The following is an 18,632-nucleotide window of genomic DNA, read 5'->3' on the forward strand; positions in this document are numbered from 1 at the left end:
AATCGCAATTTCACGTTGCGTTTATCCCGATTTTCCTCGCCTGTGCCGAAGTGGCGTAATCCCTGCAATACTTAATTCAGTATCGTGTGATACGTCCCGTCAAGGAGCACATTTTGAACAGGTTACCTTCCAGCGCATCGGCTCTGGCCTGTAGCGCGCACGCACTGAATCTCATTGAGAAGCGAACGCTTGATCATGAGGAGATGAAATCACTTAACCAGGAGGTCAGGGAATACTTTAAAGAGCATGTGAATCCAGGATTTTTAGCGTACCGAAAATCGGTCACTGCTGGCGGGGATTACGGGGCCGTAGAGTGGCAAGCGGGAAGTCTGAATACGCTTGTCGACACTCAGGGACAGGAGTTTATCGACTGCCTGGGTGGGTTTGGGATTTTTAATGTAGGGCACCGTAATCCAGTTGTTATTTCCGCCGTCGAGAATCAGCTCGCTAAACAACCTCTTCATAGCCAGGAACTTCTGGACCCGCTGCGGGCCATGCTGGCCAAAACGCTGGCGGCTTTAACGCCCGGCAAACTGAAATACAGCTTCTTTAGCAATAGCGGCACCGAATCGGTCGAAGCGGCGCTGAAGCTGGCGAAAGCCTATCAGGCGCCGCGCGGCAAGTTTACCTTCGTCGCCGCCAGCGGCGCATTTCACGGTAAATCGCTGGGCTCGCTCTCGGCCACCGCTAAATCCACCTTCCGTAAGCCTTTTATGCCGCTTCTGCCGGGATTTCGTCATGTGCCGTTTGGCAATATCAACGCCATGCGCACGCTGCTCAGCGAGTGCCAAAAAACCGGTGATGACGTCGCAGCGGTGATCCTTGAGCCGATTCAGGGTGAAGGCGGCGTTATTCTGCCGCCGCCGGGCTACCTGCCAGCAGTGCGGAAGCTGTGCGACGAGTTTGGCGCGCTGCTGATCCTCGATGAAGTGCAGACCGGGATGGGGCGCACCGGCAAGATGTTTGCCTGCGAGCACGAAAACGTGCAGCCGGATATTTTATGCCTTGCCAAAGCGTTAGGCGGCGGCGTCATGCCGATTGGCGCCACGGTCGCCAGCGAAGAGGTATTTTCGGTGCTGTTCGACAACCCATTCCTGCACACCACGACTTTCGGCGGTAATCCGCTGGCCTGCGCGGCGGCGCTGGCAACCATCAACGTACTGCTGACGCAAAACCTGCCCGCGCAGGCGGAGCAGAAAGGCGATATGCTGCTGGACGGCTTCCGTCAACTGGCCCGCGAATACCCGGATCTGGTCAATGAAGTCCGCGGCAAAGGCATGCTGATAGCGATAGAGTTTGTCGATAACGAAATCGGCTATGACTTCGCCAGCGAGATGTTCCGCCAGCGGGTGCTGGTGGCCGGAACGCTGAACAATGCAAGGACGATTCGTATCGAGCCGCCGCTGACGCTCACTCTTGAACAGTGTGAGCAGGTGTTAAAAGCAACCCGCCTGGCGCTGGCAGCATTACGGGTGAGCGTTGAAGAAATATAACACATTGCCGGATGGCGCTACGCTTATCCGGCCTATACAGATACGGTTGCCCTCCTCCAGGCCCTCTCCTCTCCGGGAAAGGGCCGGGGTGAGAGGCCAGCCTTATACCTCTGGCAGCAGACCAATAAAGCTGCGTTTTTGCCGCGGCTGCGACATCAGTTCCTCCAGTTTCTCCACGCAGGCCAGATAGTGCGAGGTTTTCTTGTGCGCCATCACCGCTTCATCATCTTTATAAGCTTCATAAATAAAAAAGCGCGTTCTCACCTCCGGATCCTGCAGCACGTCAAAGCGCAGATTGCCTGGCTCCTGTAACGCTCCCTCGTGGTTAGCGTGAAAAACCTCAAGGAACTCATCGACCCGTTCCGGTTTGATATTAATTTCCACCAGCGTCACTTTCATTTCCGCTCTCCCTGTTTCTCTTCCAGCCAGAACTGATATGCCTCGCGGACGCTCAGGCCCTCATGGACCACTTTTTTTACCGCCTTAAGCATCGCGCTCGGCGCGCTGGACTGAAAGATATTGCGCCCCATATCCACGCCAGATGCCCCCTGGTCTATCGCCCGCCAGCACATCTCCAGCGCCTCCTGTTCCGGCAACTTTTTGCCCCCGGCGATCACGATCGGCACCGGGCAACTGGCGGTCACTTTCTCAAAACCTTCCTCAACAAAATAGGTTTTTACAAACTGCGCGCCCATCTCGGCGGCGATACGGCTGGCCAGCGAAAAATAGCGGGCATCACGGGTCATCTCTTTACCGACGCCGGTCACCGCCAGCACCGGCATCCCGTAGCGATTCCCGGCATCCACCAACTTGATGATATTGTTGATCGACTGATGCTCGTGCTCGCTGCCGATATAGACCTGCGCCGCCACTGCGCAAACATTCAGACGCAGCGCGTCCTCCATCGCCACCGCCACGCACTCGTTGGAAAGCTCGCTGAGGATCGAGTTGCCACCGGAGGCACGCAACACTACCGGTTTGTTGGTCGCCGCCGGAACCTGGCTACGTAATACCCCGCGAGTACACATCAGCACATCGGTCTCCTCAAAGAGCGGCGCGATAGAGAGATCGATACGTTCCAGACCAGTGGTCGGCCCCTGAAAATAGCCGTGGTCAAAAGCCAGCATCACCGTGCGATTGCTCAACGGGTTAAAAATACGCGCCAGTCGCGACTGCATCCCCCACTCCAGGGAACCGCACCCCTTTAGCGTGTAGAGCGTATTCTGTTGCGGACTCTGCAAGCCGAAATTTTTACCCTCTTTGATATCGTCTAAATCAGCCATCTCATCCTCCATCAGAAATCGTAGTTATTGATATTCTCTTTGGTGAACACCACGCGTTCCGGCAGCAGAACAATACCGTTGCCTTTCGCTTCATACTGGTAGCCCTGCACGCTATTTGGCTCGACTTTCAGGGTGCCGAGATCTTTCACCTCAACGCTGTCCCCGACGTTAAGATCACCTTTTTTCAGCAGATGATCGGCGACGTTAACCGCGATCTTGCCCTGCTGCACCACATCCCACAGACCGAAGGCTTTTACCGTGCCGCGCTCCACATAGGGGCGCATCACGTTCGGGGTACTAAAGCCGACGATCGCCACGCCCTGCCGCTTAAGGTTCTCCGCCGCCTGCGCCGCCGCCGGGAGCGCGTTGGCGTCCGGCGCAATAATGGCGTCGAGATCCGGGTAGGCTTTTAAGATCCCCTCGGCAGTTTGCAGAGATTTAGTGGCATCGTTATAGCCAAACTGGGTGGTCACTATCTCCCACTGCGGGTGCTCTTTTTCAATTTTGGCTTTCGCCTCTTTCACCCACTGATTCTGGTCGGTAACCGTCGGGCTGGAGTAGAAAAACGCGACCTTAGCAGCCGGTTTCGTCACCTGCTTTTCCGCCATCTCAACCAGCAGGCCGCCAAGCTGTTGCGGCGTTCCCTGATTGATATAGATGCTACGACACTCCGGTTTAGTATCGGAATCCCAGGTCAGGACCTTCACTCTACGCTGCATCGCCCGCTTCAGCGCCGGGCACAGACCGTCCGGCGACACGGCGGAGACGATAATGGCGTTATAGCCCTGGTTGACGAAGTTATTGATCAGCTGCACCTGGCTGGAAACGCTTGGTTCGGTCGGGCCGTCGTAGGTGACGTCCACGCCGAGCGCTTTTCCCGCCTCTTTCGCGCCGTTACCGCCGCTGGTAAAGAAGCCGACGCCGACCAGTTTAGGAATAAAAGCGATACGGTCCGCCGCCTGAACGGCTGCAACGCTCATAGCTATAGCGATGGCGCTGACCTGCAGGATGAGTTTGGTTTTCATTTTATGCTCCGATTGTTTTACGCGAGAAAAGACGCCGCCAGCTCATCCGCAATCCTTCACGGTGCAGGCTCAGTGAGCGCCCCATCACCACCACAACCAACAGCGCCCCTGAGAGCGCACTCGACACCTGGTTGGGGATACCGACCATCTGTAAACCTTGTTGTAAATAACCCACCAGCAGCGCCGCTAGCGCGGTACCGATGATGGAACCTGAACCACCATAGATATTGGCTCCGCCGAGCACCGCGGCGGTTAACGCAGGCATCAGCAGGTCGCGGCCTAAATCTGACCGCGCCGAGCCGAAATAGGAGACCATCACCAGCGCGGCTATTGCCGAGGACACGCCCACCAGGCCGTACAGCACATAGGGCATACCGTTGACTGACAGCGCGGCATAGCGCGCAGCGCGCGGGTTTTGCCCGAGTAAAAAAAGGTGACGACCAAAACGCCCGCGATGCGCCAGTAGCCAGAAGAAAAAGGTGATGACAGCGAACAGCACCAGCGGGATCGGCAAGCCAAACAGCGTCAGATTGGCGAAGGCGGTGAAGCTGTCCGGGAAACCGCCGATACCTTCATAGCCTGTCGCCCCCGCCATACCGGAGAGCAACAGCGCGCCGCCGCCGTAGAGATACAGCGTACCGAGGGTGATCACCAGCGGGCTGATGCCGGTATAGTGGATCAGCGCCGCGTTGAATAGTCCGCACAATAGACCAAGCAGCAACGTCAACGGGATCGCCAGGCCCATCGGCCAACCCGCCTGGTTCATTACGCCTAAAGCGATGGCGCACAGACCAATGGTCGAGCCAAGCGAGATATCAATACCGCCGCTGATAATCACCAAGGTCAGCGGCAAGGCGACGATACCGATACAGATAAAGTCGCTGGTGCTGAACAGCAGCATATTGAGATCCAGCATGCGCGGGTTCAATGCGCCAAATAGCAGAATCTCCAGTACCAGTAATGCCAACAGCGCGCTTTCCCAGTTGAGTTTCATTTACGCCACCTCTTTGTTTTTGCGTTCGGGAAACGGGGCCACGCGTTTTCCTCCTCTGTTTCCAGGCTGAAAGCGGCTGTACTTTTGCGCCCGCTGATGGCGGGCCAGCGCCTGGCGTAACCGCCCGTCGAGCACCAGTACGCCGAGCAGCACGAGTCCGGCAATAAAGTCGTTCCACCAGGCCGGAAGACGGAGCAGCACCAGCACGGTATCGATTTGCGTCAGGAAGAAAGCGCCGAGGAAAGCGCCGATAAGCGTGCCAGTACCACCAAGCAGCGAAATCCCCCCTAGCACGCAGGCGGCAATAGCCTTCATCTCCAGTCCACTGCCGGTCTGATTGGGCACGAAACCAATCTGCGCGGCAAAAACAAGTCCGGCACAGGCTGCCAGCATGCCGTTAAGTGTGAAAGCCAGCATCCGCGTGCGATTCACCGCGACCCCGAGCTGGCGAGCGGCGGCAAGATTATCGCCAACCGCATAAAAATCGCGGCCAAAGGCGGTACGCGATAACAGCCAGCCGCCTGCCACCAACAGTGCCAGCACCAGCCAGCCCAACGGCGAGATGCCGATGAACGCCGGTTCCGAGAGCGCCTTCAGGCTATTAGGTAAGCCTTCGATCCACTTGCCGCCGGTCCATAGCAGCATGACTCCGCGATAAAGCCCGAGCGTACCGAGAGTGGCGACAATCGCCGGGATCCGTAGTCCAACCACCAACAGGCCGTTAAACGCGCCGGCCAGCGCGCCGATCGCCAGCGCAAAGGCCATGGCAGCCATCAACCCATATCCGCTATTCAGCGCGACGCCCACCGCGATAGCGCACAAGCCGACGGTGGAGCCAACCGAAACGTCGATATTGCGGGTCAACATCACCAGCGCCGCCCCCAACGCCAGCAGGCAGAGAATTTGCGAACTGGCAAAGATCATTCCCAGGGTCTGTAAGCTGAAATAAGCCGGGTTGAGCGCTATCAGTCCGGCAAATAACACCACGATGGCGAGTAAGGCGCTCAGTTCGCGATTCTTCAGTAACCTCTTCATGCCTGCCCTCCGAAGGCCAGGGTCATCATCCGATCGACGGTGACCCCCTGCTGCGCCAGTTCGCCGCTCTGTCTGCCCTGATGCATCACCAGCACCCGATCCGCCAGGCCGACGAACTCATCAAGATCGCTGGAGATCATCAGTACCGCCACGTTCTGGGCGGCGACGCTTTTCAGCAGTTGATAGATATCGGCACGAGCGGAAACATCCACCCCACGCGTCGGTTCATCGACGATCAGCAACAGTGGGTTGGCCTCCAGGCAGCGAGCCAGCAGCACCTTCTGCTGATTGCCGCCGGAGAGCGTACGTACCGGCCGCTCGCCATCAATCATTTTGATCCCCAACGCCCGGTGATAGCGTTCAACCACGGCCGCTTCGCGTTTGTGCTGCTGCCACAGCGATGGCTGGTTAAACATCACCGTGTTCCAGCTCACCGGAGCATCCAGAAAGAGCCCGGAAACCTGCCGGTCTTCCGGCAGATAAACAAGCCCGCTGGCCAGTCTGCTGCGGGTGCTCTCGCGGCTGATATCGCGATTCTCCAGCCACACCCGACCGGCACGCGCCAGACGTAAACCATAAAGCGTTTCGGCAAATTCGGTTCGCCCGGAACCGACCAGCCCGGCGAGGCCAACGATCTCGCCGGCGCGGACCTCAAGATTGAGATCAATAAACCCCTCCCCGGTCAGATCCTCGACCCGCAGCACCGGGAAATCCTGTGCCTGAGTGCGGCGATTCCCCGGTAGCGCCAACCACAGCTTTTGCGTGTCGCTCAGCGTATGGTTACGGCTGGCGGGCGTCATCGCACCGATCAGTTGATTATCGCCGTATTGCGCGGTTTCGCCGCTCAGCACCACCGCGCCGTCGCGCATCACCGATACGTGACTGGCGACCTGGCGGATCTCCGGCAGTTTGTGCGAGATAAAAACGATACCGACGCCGAGATCCTGTAAGGAACGGATCTGGCGAAACAGACGTTCCGTTTCGCCAGGCGTTAACGAAGCGGTCGGTTCATCAAGGATCAGGATCTGCGCGTCGCGCATCAGCCCGCGCAGGATCTCTACCATTTGCTGATCGGCAACTTCCAGAGTGCTGGCCGTCGCATCAAGGGGAAGCTGGCAGTTGAGCTGCTGCAGTTTTTCCTGCAGGTAAACCTCGCTATCCACGCGTTTTGGTAAACGGAACAAAATATTTTCCCGCACCGTCAGATTGGGGAATAACATCGGTTCCTGCGGCACCAGATAAATACCCTGCTGATGGGCCTGTGCGGGATTGAGGCGCGCAAACGTGCGTCCGCCGAGAATTAGCTCGCCGCTGTCGGGCGTTTCCACCCCCGCGATGATTTTCATCAGCGTCGATTTCCCGGCTCCGTTGCCACCCATTAGCGCATGCACTTGTCCAGAAAGCAGCGTGAAATCAATACGCTTTAGCACGGTAACGCCGGAGAATTGTTTGCAAATTTGACGGGCTTCAAGCAGTGGCTTCATTATCGCGCCTCATTTTGAACAAAAGATTTTTTAAATTAATAATGTTCAAAAGCGTAGACGGTGAACTATATTTACAACCGTGCAAGGATCACAGTTTTATGCTTTAGATCGTTTGAATAAAAACGGAGCACAATGAAAGATCGGTTTTGCCAGTCGGTTCACATTTTCCGACCAGGCAAAAACGAACATATGATCTAAATTTTTATAAGAGTTCACTATATGAGCGAAAAACGCATTACGGAAGAGAGTCGCTACGCCGGTCTGGCGTTAGCCGAGGAAGAGCTGGTGGCGCGGGTGGCATGGTGTTACTACCACGATGGGCTGACGCAGAACGACATCGGCGAGCGTTTAGGGCTGCCACGGTTAAAGATCTCTCGTCTGCTGGAAAAAGGACGTCAGTCCGGGGTAATCAGGGTACAGATTAACTCGCGCTATGAAGGCTGCCTGGCGCTGGAAACTGAACTTCAGCAGCGTTTCGCCCTGAAAATCGCCCGCGTGCTGCCCGCGCTGAATACGCCGCCGATGAATACCCGTCTGGGGATCGGCGCGGCGCAATCGTTAATGGGCGTACTCGCGCCTGGGCAGTTGCTGGCAGTGGGCTTTGGCGAGGCGACCATGAGCTGTCTGCAACATCTGAGCGGATTTATCGGATCGCAGCAAATACGACTGGTCACGCTTTCCGGCGGCGTCGGCCCCTATATGACCGGTATTGGCCAACTGGATGCTGCCTGTAGCGTCAGCATGATCCCCGCGCCGTTGAGGGTGTCGTCTGCCGATGTCGCGGAGATCTTGCGTCGGGAATCGAGCGTACGCGACGTGATTCTGGCCGCCATGGCGGCAGACGCGGCAGTGGTAGGTATCGGCGCAATTGACCAGCGCCGCGACGCCACCATCCTGCGTTCCGGCTATATCAGCGAGGGCGAACAGCTAATGTATGCCCGCAAAGGCGCAGTGGGTGACATTTTGGGTTATTTCCTGCAGGCCGATGGCAAGCCCGTCGAAGGGCTGGAGATCCATCGGGAACTGCTGGGGGTGACCCTTGATGAACTGGCGCAATTGCCGACTATCGTTGGCGTCGCCGGAGGCACTGAAAAAGCGCAGGCGATTTACGCGGCCCTTATCGGCAAGCGGATTAATGGCCTGGTAACGGAAGAGACAACAGCACGCGCGGTGCTCACGCTGGCCTCATAACGGCCATGCGCCGCGCAACAATAGCGAGGCGCATGTCATGAGTTACCTGTTAGCGTTAGATGCCGGGACCGGCAGCATTCGGGCAGTGGTTTTCGATCTCAACGGACGCCAAATTGCGGTCGGTCAGGCCGAATGGAAACACCTGAGCGTGGACAATGTCCCAGGCTCAATGGAGTTCGATCTTAACACCAACTGGCTGCTGGCCTGCCAGTGTATCCGCCAGGCGCTGGCCGCCGCTCACCTCTCTTCGGTGGATATTCAGTCCGTTGCCTGCTGTTCGATGCGTGAGGGCATCGTGCTTTATGACCGCAACGGCGAGGCCATCTGGGCCTGCGCGAATGTTGATGCCCGCGCCAGCCGCGAAGTGGCGGAGCTAAAAGAGATCCACGACTACCGTTTCGAATCCGAAGTGTACAGCGTTTCCGGGCAGACCCTGGCGCTAAGCGCTATGCCGCGCCTGCTGTGGCTGGCTCACCACCGCCCGGATATCTACCGTAAAGCGGCAACCATCACGATGATCAGTGACTGGCTGGCGGCAAAACTTTCCGGCGAGCTGGCAGTGGATCCCTCTAACGCCGGAACGACCGGAATGCTCGACCTGTTCAGTCGCGACTGGCGTCCGGCGCTACTGGATATGGCCGGTCTGCGCGCCGATATTCTCTCGCCGGTAAAAGAGACCGGCACCTTGCTGGGCGTGGTCACCGATGGGGCGGCACAGCAGAGCGGTTTGCGGGCGGGCACGCCGGTAGTGATGGGAGGCGGCGATGTGCAACTCGGCTGTCTTGGGCTGGGAGTGGTGCGAGCCGGGCAGACTGCAGTGCTCGGCGGTACTTTCTGGCAACAGGTCGTTAATCTGCCGGAAGTCCGCACCGATCCAGAGATGAATATCCGCGTTAATCCACACGTCATCCCCGGCATGGCGCAAGCAGAGTCCATCAGCTTCTTTACCGGTCTGACAATGCGCTGGTTCCGCGACGCCTTCTGCGCGGAAGAGAAACTGATTGCCGAACGACTCGGCGTTGATGCTTATACTCTGCTGGAAGAGATGGCCAGCCGCGTTCCGGCAGGTTCTCACGGCGTGATGCCCATTTTCTCCGACGCGATGCATTTTAAGCAGTGGTACCACGCCGCGCCATCGTTTATTAACCTCTCCATCGACCCGGAAAAATGCAATAAAGCCACGCTCTTTCGCGCGCTGGAAGAAAATGCAGCCATTGTTTCCGCCTGCAATCTGGTGCAGATTTCACAATTTTCCGGGGTACAGTTCGATAGTCTGGTGTTTGCTGGCGGTGGTTCGAAGGGCGCGCTATGGAGCCAGATCCTGAGCGATGTGACCGGCTTACCGGTACGAGTGCCGGAAGTTCGTGAAGCGACCGCTTTAGGTTGCGCTATCGCCGCCGGGACCGGTGCCGGATTGTATAGCGATATGGCGACGACGGGCGAGAAGCTGGTGAGCTGGCATCGGGTGTTTACACCCAATCCAGCGCATCAAGAGCTGTATCAGGAGATGATGGCAAAATGGCAGTCAGTGTACGCCGAGCAGCTTGGTCTGGTCGATAGCGGGTTGACGACATCGATGTGGCAGGCGCCGGGGCTGGCGCGCCGTGCGCCTGTTGTCCCCTAACCCTCTCCCCGGAGGGGAGAGAGGATAGTCCAGTTCCGCTTTTTAATTCGAAGCACAGACTCGCCTTTCTCCTCTCCTTTGGGAGAGGGCCAGGGTGAGGGGAACCTTCCGCCGCCGTTCTTTGAATCCCATCACAATCATCGCATTCCCCTTTTCCCTTTTACGCCGTGACGGCTAAATTAGTAACTCATCCGACCACATAACAATAATTTTACATACTGGACACACTTATGAGCTATCCGTCGCTTTTCGCCCCGCTCGATCTGGGCTTTACACGGCTTAAAAACCGTGTGTTGATGGGCTCGATGCATACGGGCCTGGAGGAGCGCCCGGACGGTGCGGAGAGACTGGCGGCCTTTTACGCCGAGCGCGCCCGCCACGGGGTGGCGCTGATCGTCACCGGTGGTATTGCGCCTGCGGCTTCCGGCGTCACCATGGCGGGCGGCGCGCTGCTTAACGACGCCAGTCAACTGGCTCACCACCGCCACATTACCGACGCGGTGCATCGGGAAGGCGGCAAAATCGCGCTGCAAATTCTGCACACCGGTCGCTACAGCTACCAGCCAAAACTGGTCGCGCCTTCCGCACGCCAGGCGCCGATCAACCCCTTTACGCCGCATGAGCTGACCCATGACGAGATCTTGCAGCTGATCAAAAATTTCGCCCACTGTGCCCAGCTGGCGCGGGAAGCGGGTTACGACGGCGTCGAGGTGATGGGTTCGGAAGGCTATCTGATCAACGAATTTCTTACCGTGCGCACGAACCAGCGCGACGATGAATGGGGCGGCGATTACGCCAGGCGTATGCGCTTCGCGGTGGAAGTGGTGCGGGCGGTACGCCAGCGCGTGGGCAGCGATTTTATCATTATCTACCGCCTGTCGATGCTCGACCTGGTGGAAAACGGCGGGACGTTCGACGAAACCGTACAGCTGGCGCAGGCCATTGAAGCGGCTGGCGCGACGATCATCAACACCGGTATTGGCTGGCACGAAGCGCGTATCCCGACGATCGCCACGCCGGTTCCGCGCGGCGCCTTTAGCTGGGTAACGCGCAAACTGAAAGGCCACGTCACCGTTCCGCTGGTCACGACCAACCGGATCAACGATCCGCAAGTAGCAAACGATATTCTGGCGCGCGGCGATGCGGATATGGTGTCGATGGCGCGCCCGTTCCTGGCGGATGCCGAGCTGCTGTCGAAAGCGCAATCAGGGCGGGCGGATGAGATCAACACCTGTATCGGCTGCAACCAGGCCTGTCTGGATCAGATCTTCGTGGGTAAAGTCACCTCTTGCCTGGTGAATCCACGCGCCTGTCACGAAACCAAAATGCCGATAGTTCCGGCTGAGCATAAGAAAAGCCTGGCCGTCGTCGGCGCAGGCCCGGCGGGTCTCGCATTTGCCATTAACGCGGCGGCGCGCGGGCACGACGTTACGCTGTTTGATGCCCTGGCCGAGATCGGCGGGCAGTTCAACATCGCTAAACAGATCCCCGGCAAAGAAGAATTTTATGAAACGCTGCGCTATTACCGCCGGATGATCGAAGTGACCGGCGTGACACTGAAGCTCAACCGGTTTGTCACCGCAGACGATCTGCAACCGTTTGATGAAGCGATCCTCGCTTGCGGGATCGAGCCGCGTAAACCGTCGATCGAGGGCATCGATCACCCGAAAGTGCTGACCTATCTTGAGGTGCTGCGCGATAAAACTCCCGTCGGGAAACGTGTCGCGATTATCGGCTGCGGCGGGATTGGTTTTGATACCGCGATGTACCTCAGCCAGCCAGGCGATCCCAGCAGCCAGAGCATTGCCGAGTTCTGCGTGGAATGGGGGATCGACACCAGCCTGCAACAGCCCGGCGGGTTACGCCCGGAAGGGCCGCATCTGTCTCGCAGCCCACGTCAGATTGTGATGCTACAGCGTAAAGCCAGTAAACCCGGTCAGGGGCTGGGAAAAACCACCGGCTGGGTCCATCGCGCAACGCTGTTGTCCCGCGGCGTAAAAATGATCCCGGCGGTCAGTTATCAGAAGATCGACGATGACGGATTGCACGTATTGATCAACGGCGAACCGCAGCTTCTGAACGTCGATCATGTCGTGATCTGCGCGGGGCAGGAGCCACGGCGCGAACTGGCGGAGCCGCTGCGCGCGTCAGGGAAAACGGTACACCTGATTGGCGGATGCGACGTGGCGATGGAGCTGGATGCGCGGCGGGCAATTGCGCAGGGGACAACATTGGCGCTGGCGATTTAAGGGCATTGCCTGATGGCGCTACGCTTATCAGGCCTACGGGGTAGCACGTTGTAGGCCGGATAAGGCGTTAGCCGTCATCCGGCACACGCTATTAGCGGCGGCGACCGGTTTTGACCGCTTTCAACACCACGAATTTGTTACTGGTGGCGATGGTGGTGCAGTTACCGAAAATCTTCTTCAGCTTGTGAAAATAATCCAGGTGACGGTTAGCCACAATGTACAGCTCGCCGTTGATCTTCAGGCAACGGCGCGCATGGTGGAACATCTCCCAGGCAACGTTATCCGTCAGCGCATGTTTCTGATGGAACGGCGGGTTGCACAGCACGGCGTTAAAGCGGAAAGGTTCCACGCCGGACAAAGCGTTGTTAATCATAAACTCGCAGCGATCCAACGCTTCCGGCATGTTGGTTTCCACATTCAAACGGCTGGACGCGACCGCCATCGGCGATTCATCGACAAACACGACGCTCGCCTGAGGGTTCTTCGCCAGCAGCGTCAGGCCAATCACGCCATTGCCGCAGCCGAGATCGACGATCTCCCCTTCCAGATTTTCCGGTAAATGCTGCATAAAGAAGCGCGCGCCGATATCCAGGCCGGTACGCGAGAAAACGTTCGCATGATTGTGGATAGTCCAGTCGGTGCCGTCCAGTTTCCAGCTCAGCGTCTGCGGCGCATCCGCCAGTTCAGGCTTACTGAAGGTACAGTTGATCAGGCGCGCCTTTTTCCAGGCCAGCGTCGTGGTCGTGGGGCCGAGCACTTTTTCGAACAGTTCCAGCGTGGAGGTATGAATGTCACGCGCCTTTGCTCCCGCAATAATACGGGTCTGCGGAGTCACGACCTGGCGCAACGCGCGCAATTGTTGCTCCAGCAGCGCCAGCGTTTTCGGCACCTTAATCAACACGACGCCCGGCGCTGGCGGGTACGCGGCGGTGCTGTCGAGAAACTTCACGCTGGATTCGGCGATATCGTTGTGGCGTAAATTTTCGCGCGTCGCCAGCTCGCTTAAATACGAGTCGCCGATGCTGTATGGTGTATGCTCAGCCAGCGCGCAGCTTAATGCGCCAAAGGCATCATTCAGGATCAGCAGCGGGCCGCTGATTTCCGTGTCGTCTAACTGTTGCAGCAGATATTCATCCGCCGCTTCCCACGCCTGAAGCGGGTTAACGTCATCCGTTTCCGGGAAACGTTTCAGTGTCAGTGAACGGAAACCGTTGTCTACGTGGCTCATCGGCCCTCCTGAATGGTAAAATTTCGCTGTTATCCCTGAAAGGGTGCGTGAGTATACTCTTTTTTTAGATTTAATTTGGGGCTTTGATGGGTCAACTTACTTATCTCCACGGCTACCCGGAGAATTTACTGTCTCAGGTACGCACGCTTATTGCTGAACAGCGTCTGGGCGCAGTGCTGGAAAAACGCTATCCGGGAACGCATGATTTCACGACCGATAAAGCGCTCTGGCAGTATACCCAGGATCTGAAAAACCAGTTTCTGCGTAACGCCCCGCCGATCAACAAAGTGATGTATGACAACAAGATCCATGTGCTGAACAATGCACTGGGGCTGCATACCGCCGTTTCGCGCGTACAGGGCGGCAAGCTGAAGGCCAAAGCCGAGATCCGCGTCGCCACCGTCTTTCGTGATGCGCCGGAACCTTTTCTGCGAATGATCGTGGTTCACGAACTGGCGCATCTGAAGGAAAAAGAACACAACAAAGCGTTTTATCAGTTGTGCTGTTACATGGAACCGCAATACCACCAGCTTGAGTTTGATACCCGCCTGTGGCTGACGCAGCTTTCGTTAAACCGTTCTGCGCAGTAGCGCACTGGTTTTGTTATGATGGCGTGTTACAGTGACGAAAGATCCCTTTTTATGGAGTTCGTCAACGTTTATGATACGTTTCGCAGTTGTTGGCACAAACTGGATCACTAAGCAGTTTGTCGATGCCGCCCATGAAACCGGCAAATATAAACTTACCGCCATTTACTCCCGCAGCCTTGAACAAGCCCAGGCTTTCGCCAACGATTATCCCGTCGAACATCTGTTCACTTCACTGGAAGCGCTGGCGCAAAGCGCCGATGTTGACGCCGTCTATATCGCCAGCCCTAACGCGTTGCACTTCCCGCAAACGCGCCTGTTTCTGAGCCATAAAAAGCATGTGATTTGCGAAAAACCGCTGGCATCAAATCTGCAGGAAGTGGAAGCCGCCATAAAGGTGGCGCGGGAACATAACGTGGTGCTTTTCGAAGCGTTCAAGACCGCCAGCCTGCCAAATTTCCTGCTGCTGAAGCAGTCGCTGGATAAAATCGGTAAGCTGCGCAAAGCCTTTATTAACTACTGCCAGTATTCTTCGCGCTACCAGCGCTATCTGGATGGTGAAAACCCCAATACCTTTAATCCGGCCTTCTCGAATGGCTCGATTATGGATATCGGTTTTTACTGTCTGGCGTCGGCGGTTGCGCTGTGGGGCGAACCGCGCGCAGTCCACGCCAGCGCCAGCCTGCTGGAGAGCGGGGTCGATGGTCAGGGGACCGTCGTGCTGAGCTACGGTGATTTTGATGTCACTCTGCATCATTCGAAAGTGAGTGATTCCGCGATCCCGAGCGAAATTCAGGGCGAATCTGGCGCGTTGGTTATTGAGAAAATATCTGAATGCCAGAAGATCTGCCTGGTGCCGCGCGGCGGCAAAGCCCAGGATCTGAGTCAACCGCAGCATATTAATACAATGCTGTATGAAGCGGAGACATTTGCTGGTCTGGTTGAAAGCAATGCGGTTGTTCATCCGGCTCTGGAAGTTAGCCGTATCACGGCAAAACTGCTGAGCGAGATTCGTCGCCAGACCGGCGTGGTCTTCCCGGCGGATAGCCAGTCGGTGGCGTAAAGGAGTGTAAAGGGACCACCAGACGCCATTGACCCTATTTATAAGTTGTAATAGTTTGTGACACGCAAAGGGGAGTAACTTCCTTGCCGGTCGATCGTCATTACGATGCGTGAAAAACCGCATCCGGTCGCCGGGCAACAAGCTTCTTGTTGTAAGTGAGACCTTGCCGGAAGGCGAGGTCTCTGCATAAAAGCGCAGCGGCTGCCGTCTTCCGACGTCAGCCGTTTTGTTTTTATGTAAGGAATATCGTAATGAATAGTGTCGGCACACCGTTGTTATGGGGCGGATTCGCCGTGGTGGTGGTCATCATGCTGGCTATCGATCTGCTGCTGCAAGGACGGCGCGGCGCGCATAGCATGACCATGAAGCAAGCTGCAGGCTGGTCTGTTCTCTGGGTTACCCTCTCACTGCTGTTTAACGCCGCTTTCTGGTGGTATCTGGTGCAGACCGAAGGTCGCGCTGTAGCCGACCCGCAAGCGCTGGCGTTCCTTACCGGTTATCTCATTGAGAAAGCACTGGCTGTGGATAATGTCTTCGTCTGGCTGATGCTGTTCAGCTACTTTTCCGTCCCGCCTGCGCTACAGCGCCGGGTGCTGGTCTATGGCGTGTTAGGCGCGATCGTGCTGCGTACGATTATGATCTTCACCGGTAGCTGGCTGATCTCCCAGTTCGAATGGCTGCTCTACGTCTTCGGCGCGTTCCTGCTGTTTACCGGCGTGAAAATGGCGCTGGCGAAAGAAGATGAGTCCGGTATCGGCGACAAACCGCTGGTGCGCTGGCTCCGCAATCATCTGCGCATGACGGATAAGATCGAGGGCGAGCGCTTCTTTATCCGCCAGAATAGCGCGCTTTACGCTACGCCGCTGCTGTTGGTGCTGATCCTCGTCGAACTGAGCGATGTTATCTTCGCCGTTGACAGTATTCCGGCCATTTTCGCCGTCACCACCGATCCCTTTATCGTGCTGACCTCAAATCTGTTCGCTATCCTCGGCCTGCGCGCAATGTATTTCCTGCTGGCAGGCGTCGCCGAGCGTTTCTCCATGCTGAAGTATGGCCTGTCGGTCATTCTGGTGTTTATCGGTATCAAGATGTTGATTGTCGATTTCTTCCACATACCAATCGGGTTCTCGCTTGGCATCGTGGGCGGCATTCTGGTATTGACGTTAATTATTAATGCCTGGGTCAATCAGCAACACGACAAGAAAAAACGGCTGCCATAAGTCATAGCTGACCGGGTGAAATCCCCTTTCATCCGGTCAACAACATGCCCTACGCTATATAAGCGTTAACACAATGCTAAAAATATGTTCTTAGCACCAAAAACGATATTTTACCCTTTCCCAATGCCAATCTTTCCGTATACTCAACCAGGCAAACATCTATTTACATCCGGACATAAACGTTACAAATAATACGTAGCCGGAACAGATCGCGACTTCACTGGAAGGAATAAACATGGTAAGCCAATCACCCCGTTCAACCCTGCTGCGCCGCATGGCTCAGGGTAGTCTGGTCAAACAAATTTTAATCGGTCTGGTACTCGGCGTACTGCTGGCGATGGTTTCAAAACCCGCCGCAATCGCCGTGGGACTGTTGGGAACGCTATTCGTCGGCGCGCTGAAAGCGGTCGCGCCGGTGCTGGTTCTGATGCTGGTGATGGCCTCAATCGCTAACCATCAGCAGGGGCAAAAGACCCGTATCCGCCCGATTCTGTTCCTCTACCTGCTGGGTACGTTTAGTGCGGCGTTAACCGCCGTGCTGTTTAGCTTTATCTTCCCCTCAACGCTGCACCTTACCTCGGCGGCAGACAGCATCACGCCACCGTCGGGGATTGTCGAAGTCCTGCGCGGACTATTGATGAGCATGGTTTCCAATCCGATTAACGCTCTGCTGAACGCCAATTATATCGGCATTCTGGTGTGGGCCGTGGGTCTTGGGTTCGCGCTGCGTCACGGAAACGAAACCACCAAAAACCTGATTAACGACGTTTCCCATGCGGTGACTTTTATCGTTAAAGTGGTAATCCGCTTCGCGCCGCTGGGGATCTTTGGCCTGGTCTCCTCAACGCTGGCGACCACCGGTTTTGAAACCCTTTGGAGCTACGCCCATCTGCTTCTGGTGCTGGTTGGCTGTATGCTGCTGGTGGCGCTGGTCATTAACCCGCTGCTGGTGTTCTGGAAAATTCGCCGCAACCCCTATCCGCTGGTGCTACTCTGCCTGCGCGAAAGCGGCGTTTACGCCTTTTTTACCCGCAGCTCCGCCGCCAATATTCCGGTGAATATGGCGCTGAGTGAAAAGCTGAATCTGGATCGCGATACTTACTCGGTGTCTATTCCGCTGGGGGCGACCATCAATATGGCCGGTGCGGCGATCACCATTACGGTACTCACCCTGGCAGCCGTCCATACGCTGAATATCCCGGTTGACCTGCTGACCGCGCTGCTGCTTAGCGTCGTGGCGTCGCTGTGCGCCTGCGGCGCTTCCGGCGTGGCGGGCGGTTCACTGCTGTTAATTCCGCTGGCCTGTAATATGTTTGGCATCCCGAACGATGTTGCCATGCAGGTGGTGGCCGTTGGCTTTATCATCGGCGTCTTGCAGGACTCCTGCGAAACCGCGCTGAACTCTTCTACCGACGTTCTCTTTACTGCGGCAGCCTGTATGGCCGAAGACCAGCAGCTGGCGAAAGAGCCGCTGCGCAGCTAATCCTCCCCCTCCGCTAACCTGCGGAGGGGTTCTCTTTCTGTATCCTCTTTTCCATTTTAAACGGGTCAATACCACGCTTTTGCATCCGCCGAAAGCGGATAATGTTCAGACCATTCATCACCAGAAAGCTGCCTTCAATCATCGTGCCGCCAATCGATCCCAGCCAGAAGTTGTGGATCACCCAGCAGGCTGTCGCACACCACATCACGCAGCGAACGGTTAATCCCGTGCAGCGAAATAGCGCCCAGGTGCTGGCCAGGGTGCCAACAATCGGCAGCAGTTCCATGGCATGCTGCAGCTTCGCCAGTCCCAGCACCAGCGTAAGCACAATAAACACGGTCATCACCCAGAGCTTGCGGGTACGCATTGAGATAAGGGTTCGTACGGTATTCAGCTCGGCGCTCATTCCCGCCGGATACGCCCCCATCAAAAAAAAGTGCACGCCAATGGTGGCGCTATAGACGGCAAGCTGCAGCCTGAAGCGGCGCTCGTCCCGGTTGATAAAAGTGGTAATGCCGATCAGAAAGGCGAGAACACCAACGCCCTGGGCAAGCCAATACGCGGTCATGGGGAGTCCTTATAAAACAAAACGGCGCATCATACTCTGAAACGCCGTTTTTGAAACGCCTTCCTTTTATAACTCACCAGATTTCACGCCACAGCAAGGCGGCAA

Annotated in this window: 16 protein-coding genes; 8 read left to right on the top strand and 8 right to left on the bottom strand. The window is 56.7% G+C overall.

All coding sequences use genetic code 11. The features are described 5' to 3' along the window. Positions 1-113: 113 nt before the first annotated feature. Entirely contained in the window at positions 114-1,493 is a 1,380-nt protein-coding gene (gene ygjG, locus FN037_RS16360; protein ID WP_171034929.1) for a putrescine aminotransferase, read from the top strand. Positions 1,494-1,595: 102 nt separating this feature from the next. Here ygjG and lsrG read toward each other — a convergent pair whose 3' ends face one another. Genes lsrG through lsrA form a run of 6 tightly spaced genes read right to left on the bottom strand, consistent with a single transcriptional unit; the run spans position 1,596 to position 7,314 of the window. Continuing rightward, positions 1,596-1,892 carry a (4S)-4-hydroxy-5-phosphonooxypentane-2,3-dione isomerase gene (gene lsrG, locus FN037_RS16365; protein WP_142502714.1) on the bottom strand — a complete coding sequence of 99 codons (297 nt, stop codon included), beginning with the start codon at positions 1,890-1,892 and terminating at the stop codon, positions 1,596-1,598. Further along, a complete protein-coding gene (gene lsrF, locus FN037_RS16370; RefSeq protein ID WP_142502715.1) occupies positions 1,889-2,776 on the bottom strand; it encodes a 3-hydroxy-5-phosphonooxypentane-2,4-dione thiolase in 888 nt (295 codons plus the stop codon). Before lsrF ends, lsrG begins: the two co-directional genes overlap by 4 nt. 11 nt (positions 2,777-2,787) lie before the next feature. Continuing rightward, on the bottom strand, positions 2,788-3,801 hold the full coding sequence (gene lsrB / locus FN037_RS16375; protein WP_142502716.1) for an autoinducer 2 ABC transporter substrate-binding protein LsrB: 1,014 nt from the start codon (positions 3,799-3,801) through the stop codon (positions 2,788-2,790). Between the two features lies 1 nt (position 3,802). Continuing rightward, on the bottom strand, positions 3,803-4,795 hold the full coding sequence (gene lsrD / locus FN037_RS16380; RefSeq protein ID WP_142502717.1) for an autoinducer 2 ABC transporter permease LsrD: 993 nt from the start codon (positions 4,793-4,795) through the stop codon (positions 3,803-3,805). Next, complete coding sequence (lsrC, locus tag FN037_RS16385; RefSeq protein WP_142502718.1) at positions 4,796-5,830, bottom strand: autoinducer 2 ABC transporter permease LsrC; 1,035 nt, start codon at positions 5,828-5,830, stop codon at positions 4,796-4,798. Beyond that, positions 5,827-7,314 (bottom strand): autoinducer 2 ABC transporter ATP-binding protein LsrA, encoded by a 1,488-nt coding sequence (gene lsrA / locus FN037_RS16390; protein ID WP_142502719.1) that lies wholly within the window; start codon positions 7,312-7,314, stop codon positions 5,827-5,829. The genes lsrC and lsrA overlap by 4 nt, the downstream gene beginning before the upstream one ends. A gap of 219 nt (positions 7,315-7,533) precedes the next feature. Between lsrA and lsrR the strand changes: the two genes are divergently transcribed. From lsrR to FN037_RS16405, 3 genes are all read left to right on the top strand, one after another. Continuing rightward, positions 7,534-8,505, top strand: a complete 972-nt coding sequence (gene lsrR / locus FN037_RS16395) for a transcriptional regulator LsrR (protein WP_142502720.1) — start codon at positions 7,534-7,536, stop codon at positions 8,503-8,505. A gap of 37 nt (positions 8,506-8,542) precedes the next feature. Then, positions 8,543-10,129, top strand: coding sequence for an autoinducer-2 kinase (gene lsrK, locus FN037_RS16400; RefSeq protein WP_142502721.1), 1,587 nt, complete (start codon positions 8,543-8,545; stop codon positions 10,127-10,129). Between the two features lie 230 nt (positions 10,130-10,359). Beyond that, positions 10,360-12,378, top strand: coding sequence for an NADPH-dependent 2,4-dienoyl-CoA reductase (locus tag FN037_RS16405; protein WP_142502722.1), 2,019 nt, complete (start codon positions 10,360-10,362; stop codon positions 12,376-12,378). Between the two features lie 91 nt (positions 12,379-12,469). On the opposite strand, the gene rlmG is transcribed toward FN037_RS16405, so the two are convergent. After that, positions 12,470-13,606, bottom strand: coding sequence for a 23S rRNA (guanine(1835)-N(2))-methyltransferase RlmG (gene rlmG / locus FN037_RS16410; RefSeq protein WP_142502723.1), 1,137 nt, complete (start codon positions 13,604-13,606; stop codon positions 12,470-12,472). A gap of 86 nt (positions 13,607-13,692) precedes the next feature. On the opposite strand from rlmG, the gene FN037_RS16415 reads away from it, so the two are divergent. The 4 genes from FN037_RS16415 (at position 13,693) to sstT (ending at position 17,959) form a co-directional block, all read left to right on the top strand. Continuing rightward, positions 13,693-14,196, top strand: a complete 504-nt coding sequence (locus FN037_RS16415) for a M48 family metallopeptidase (protein ID WP_142502724.1) — start codon at positions 13,693-13,695, stop codon at positions 14,194-14,196. A 70-nt stretch (positions 14,197-14,266) separates the two neighbouring features. Next, complete coding sequence (locus FN037_RS16420; RefSeq protein ID WP_142502725.1) at positions 14,267-15,256, top strand: Gfo/Idh/MocA family protein; 990 nt, start codon at positions 14,267-14,269, stop codon at positions 15,254-15,256. A gap of 251 nt (positions 15,257-15,507) precedes the next feature. Then, complete coding sequence (locus FN037_RS16425) at positions 15,508-16,476, top strand: TerC family protein (RefSeq protein ID WP_138362464.1); 969 nt, start codon at positions 15,508-15,510, stop codon at positions 16,474-16,476. Positions 16,477-16,711: 235 nt separating this feature from the next. Beyond that, a complete protein-coding gene (gene sstT, locus FN037_RS16430) occupies positions 16,712-17,959 on the top strand; it encodes a serine/threonine transporter SstT (protein ID WP_142502726.1) in 1,248 nt (415 codons plus the stop codon). A 13-nt stretch (positions 17,960-17,972) separates the two neighbouring features. On the opposite strand, the gene FN037_RS16435 is transcribed toward sstT, so the two are convergent. After that, positions 17,973-18,527 (bottom strand): YgjV family protein, encoded by a 555-nt coding sequence (locus FN037_RS16435; protein WP_142502727.1) that lies wholly within the window; start codon positions 18,525-18,527, stop codon positions 17,973-17,975. Between the last annotated feature and the right edge of the window lie 105 nt (positions 18,528-18,632).

The organism is Klebsiella sp. 2680, from assembly GCF_900198535.1.
Taxonomy (GTDB): Bacteria; Pseudomonadota; Gammaproteobacteria; order Enterobacterales; family Enterobacteriaceae; genus Klebsiella; species Klebsiella indica.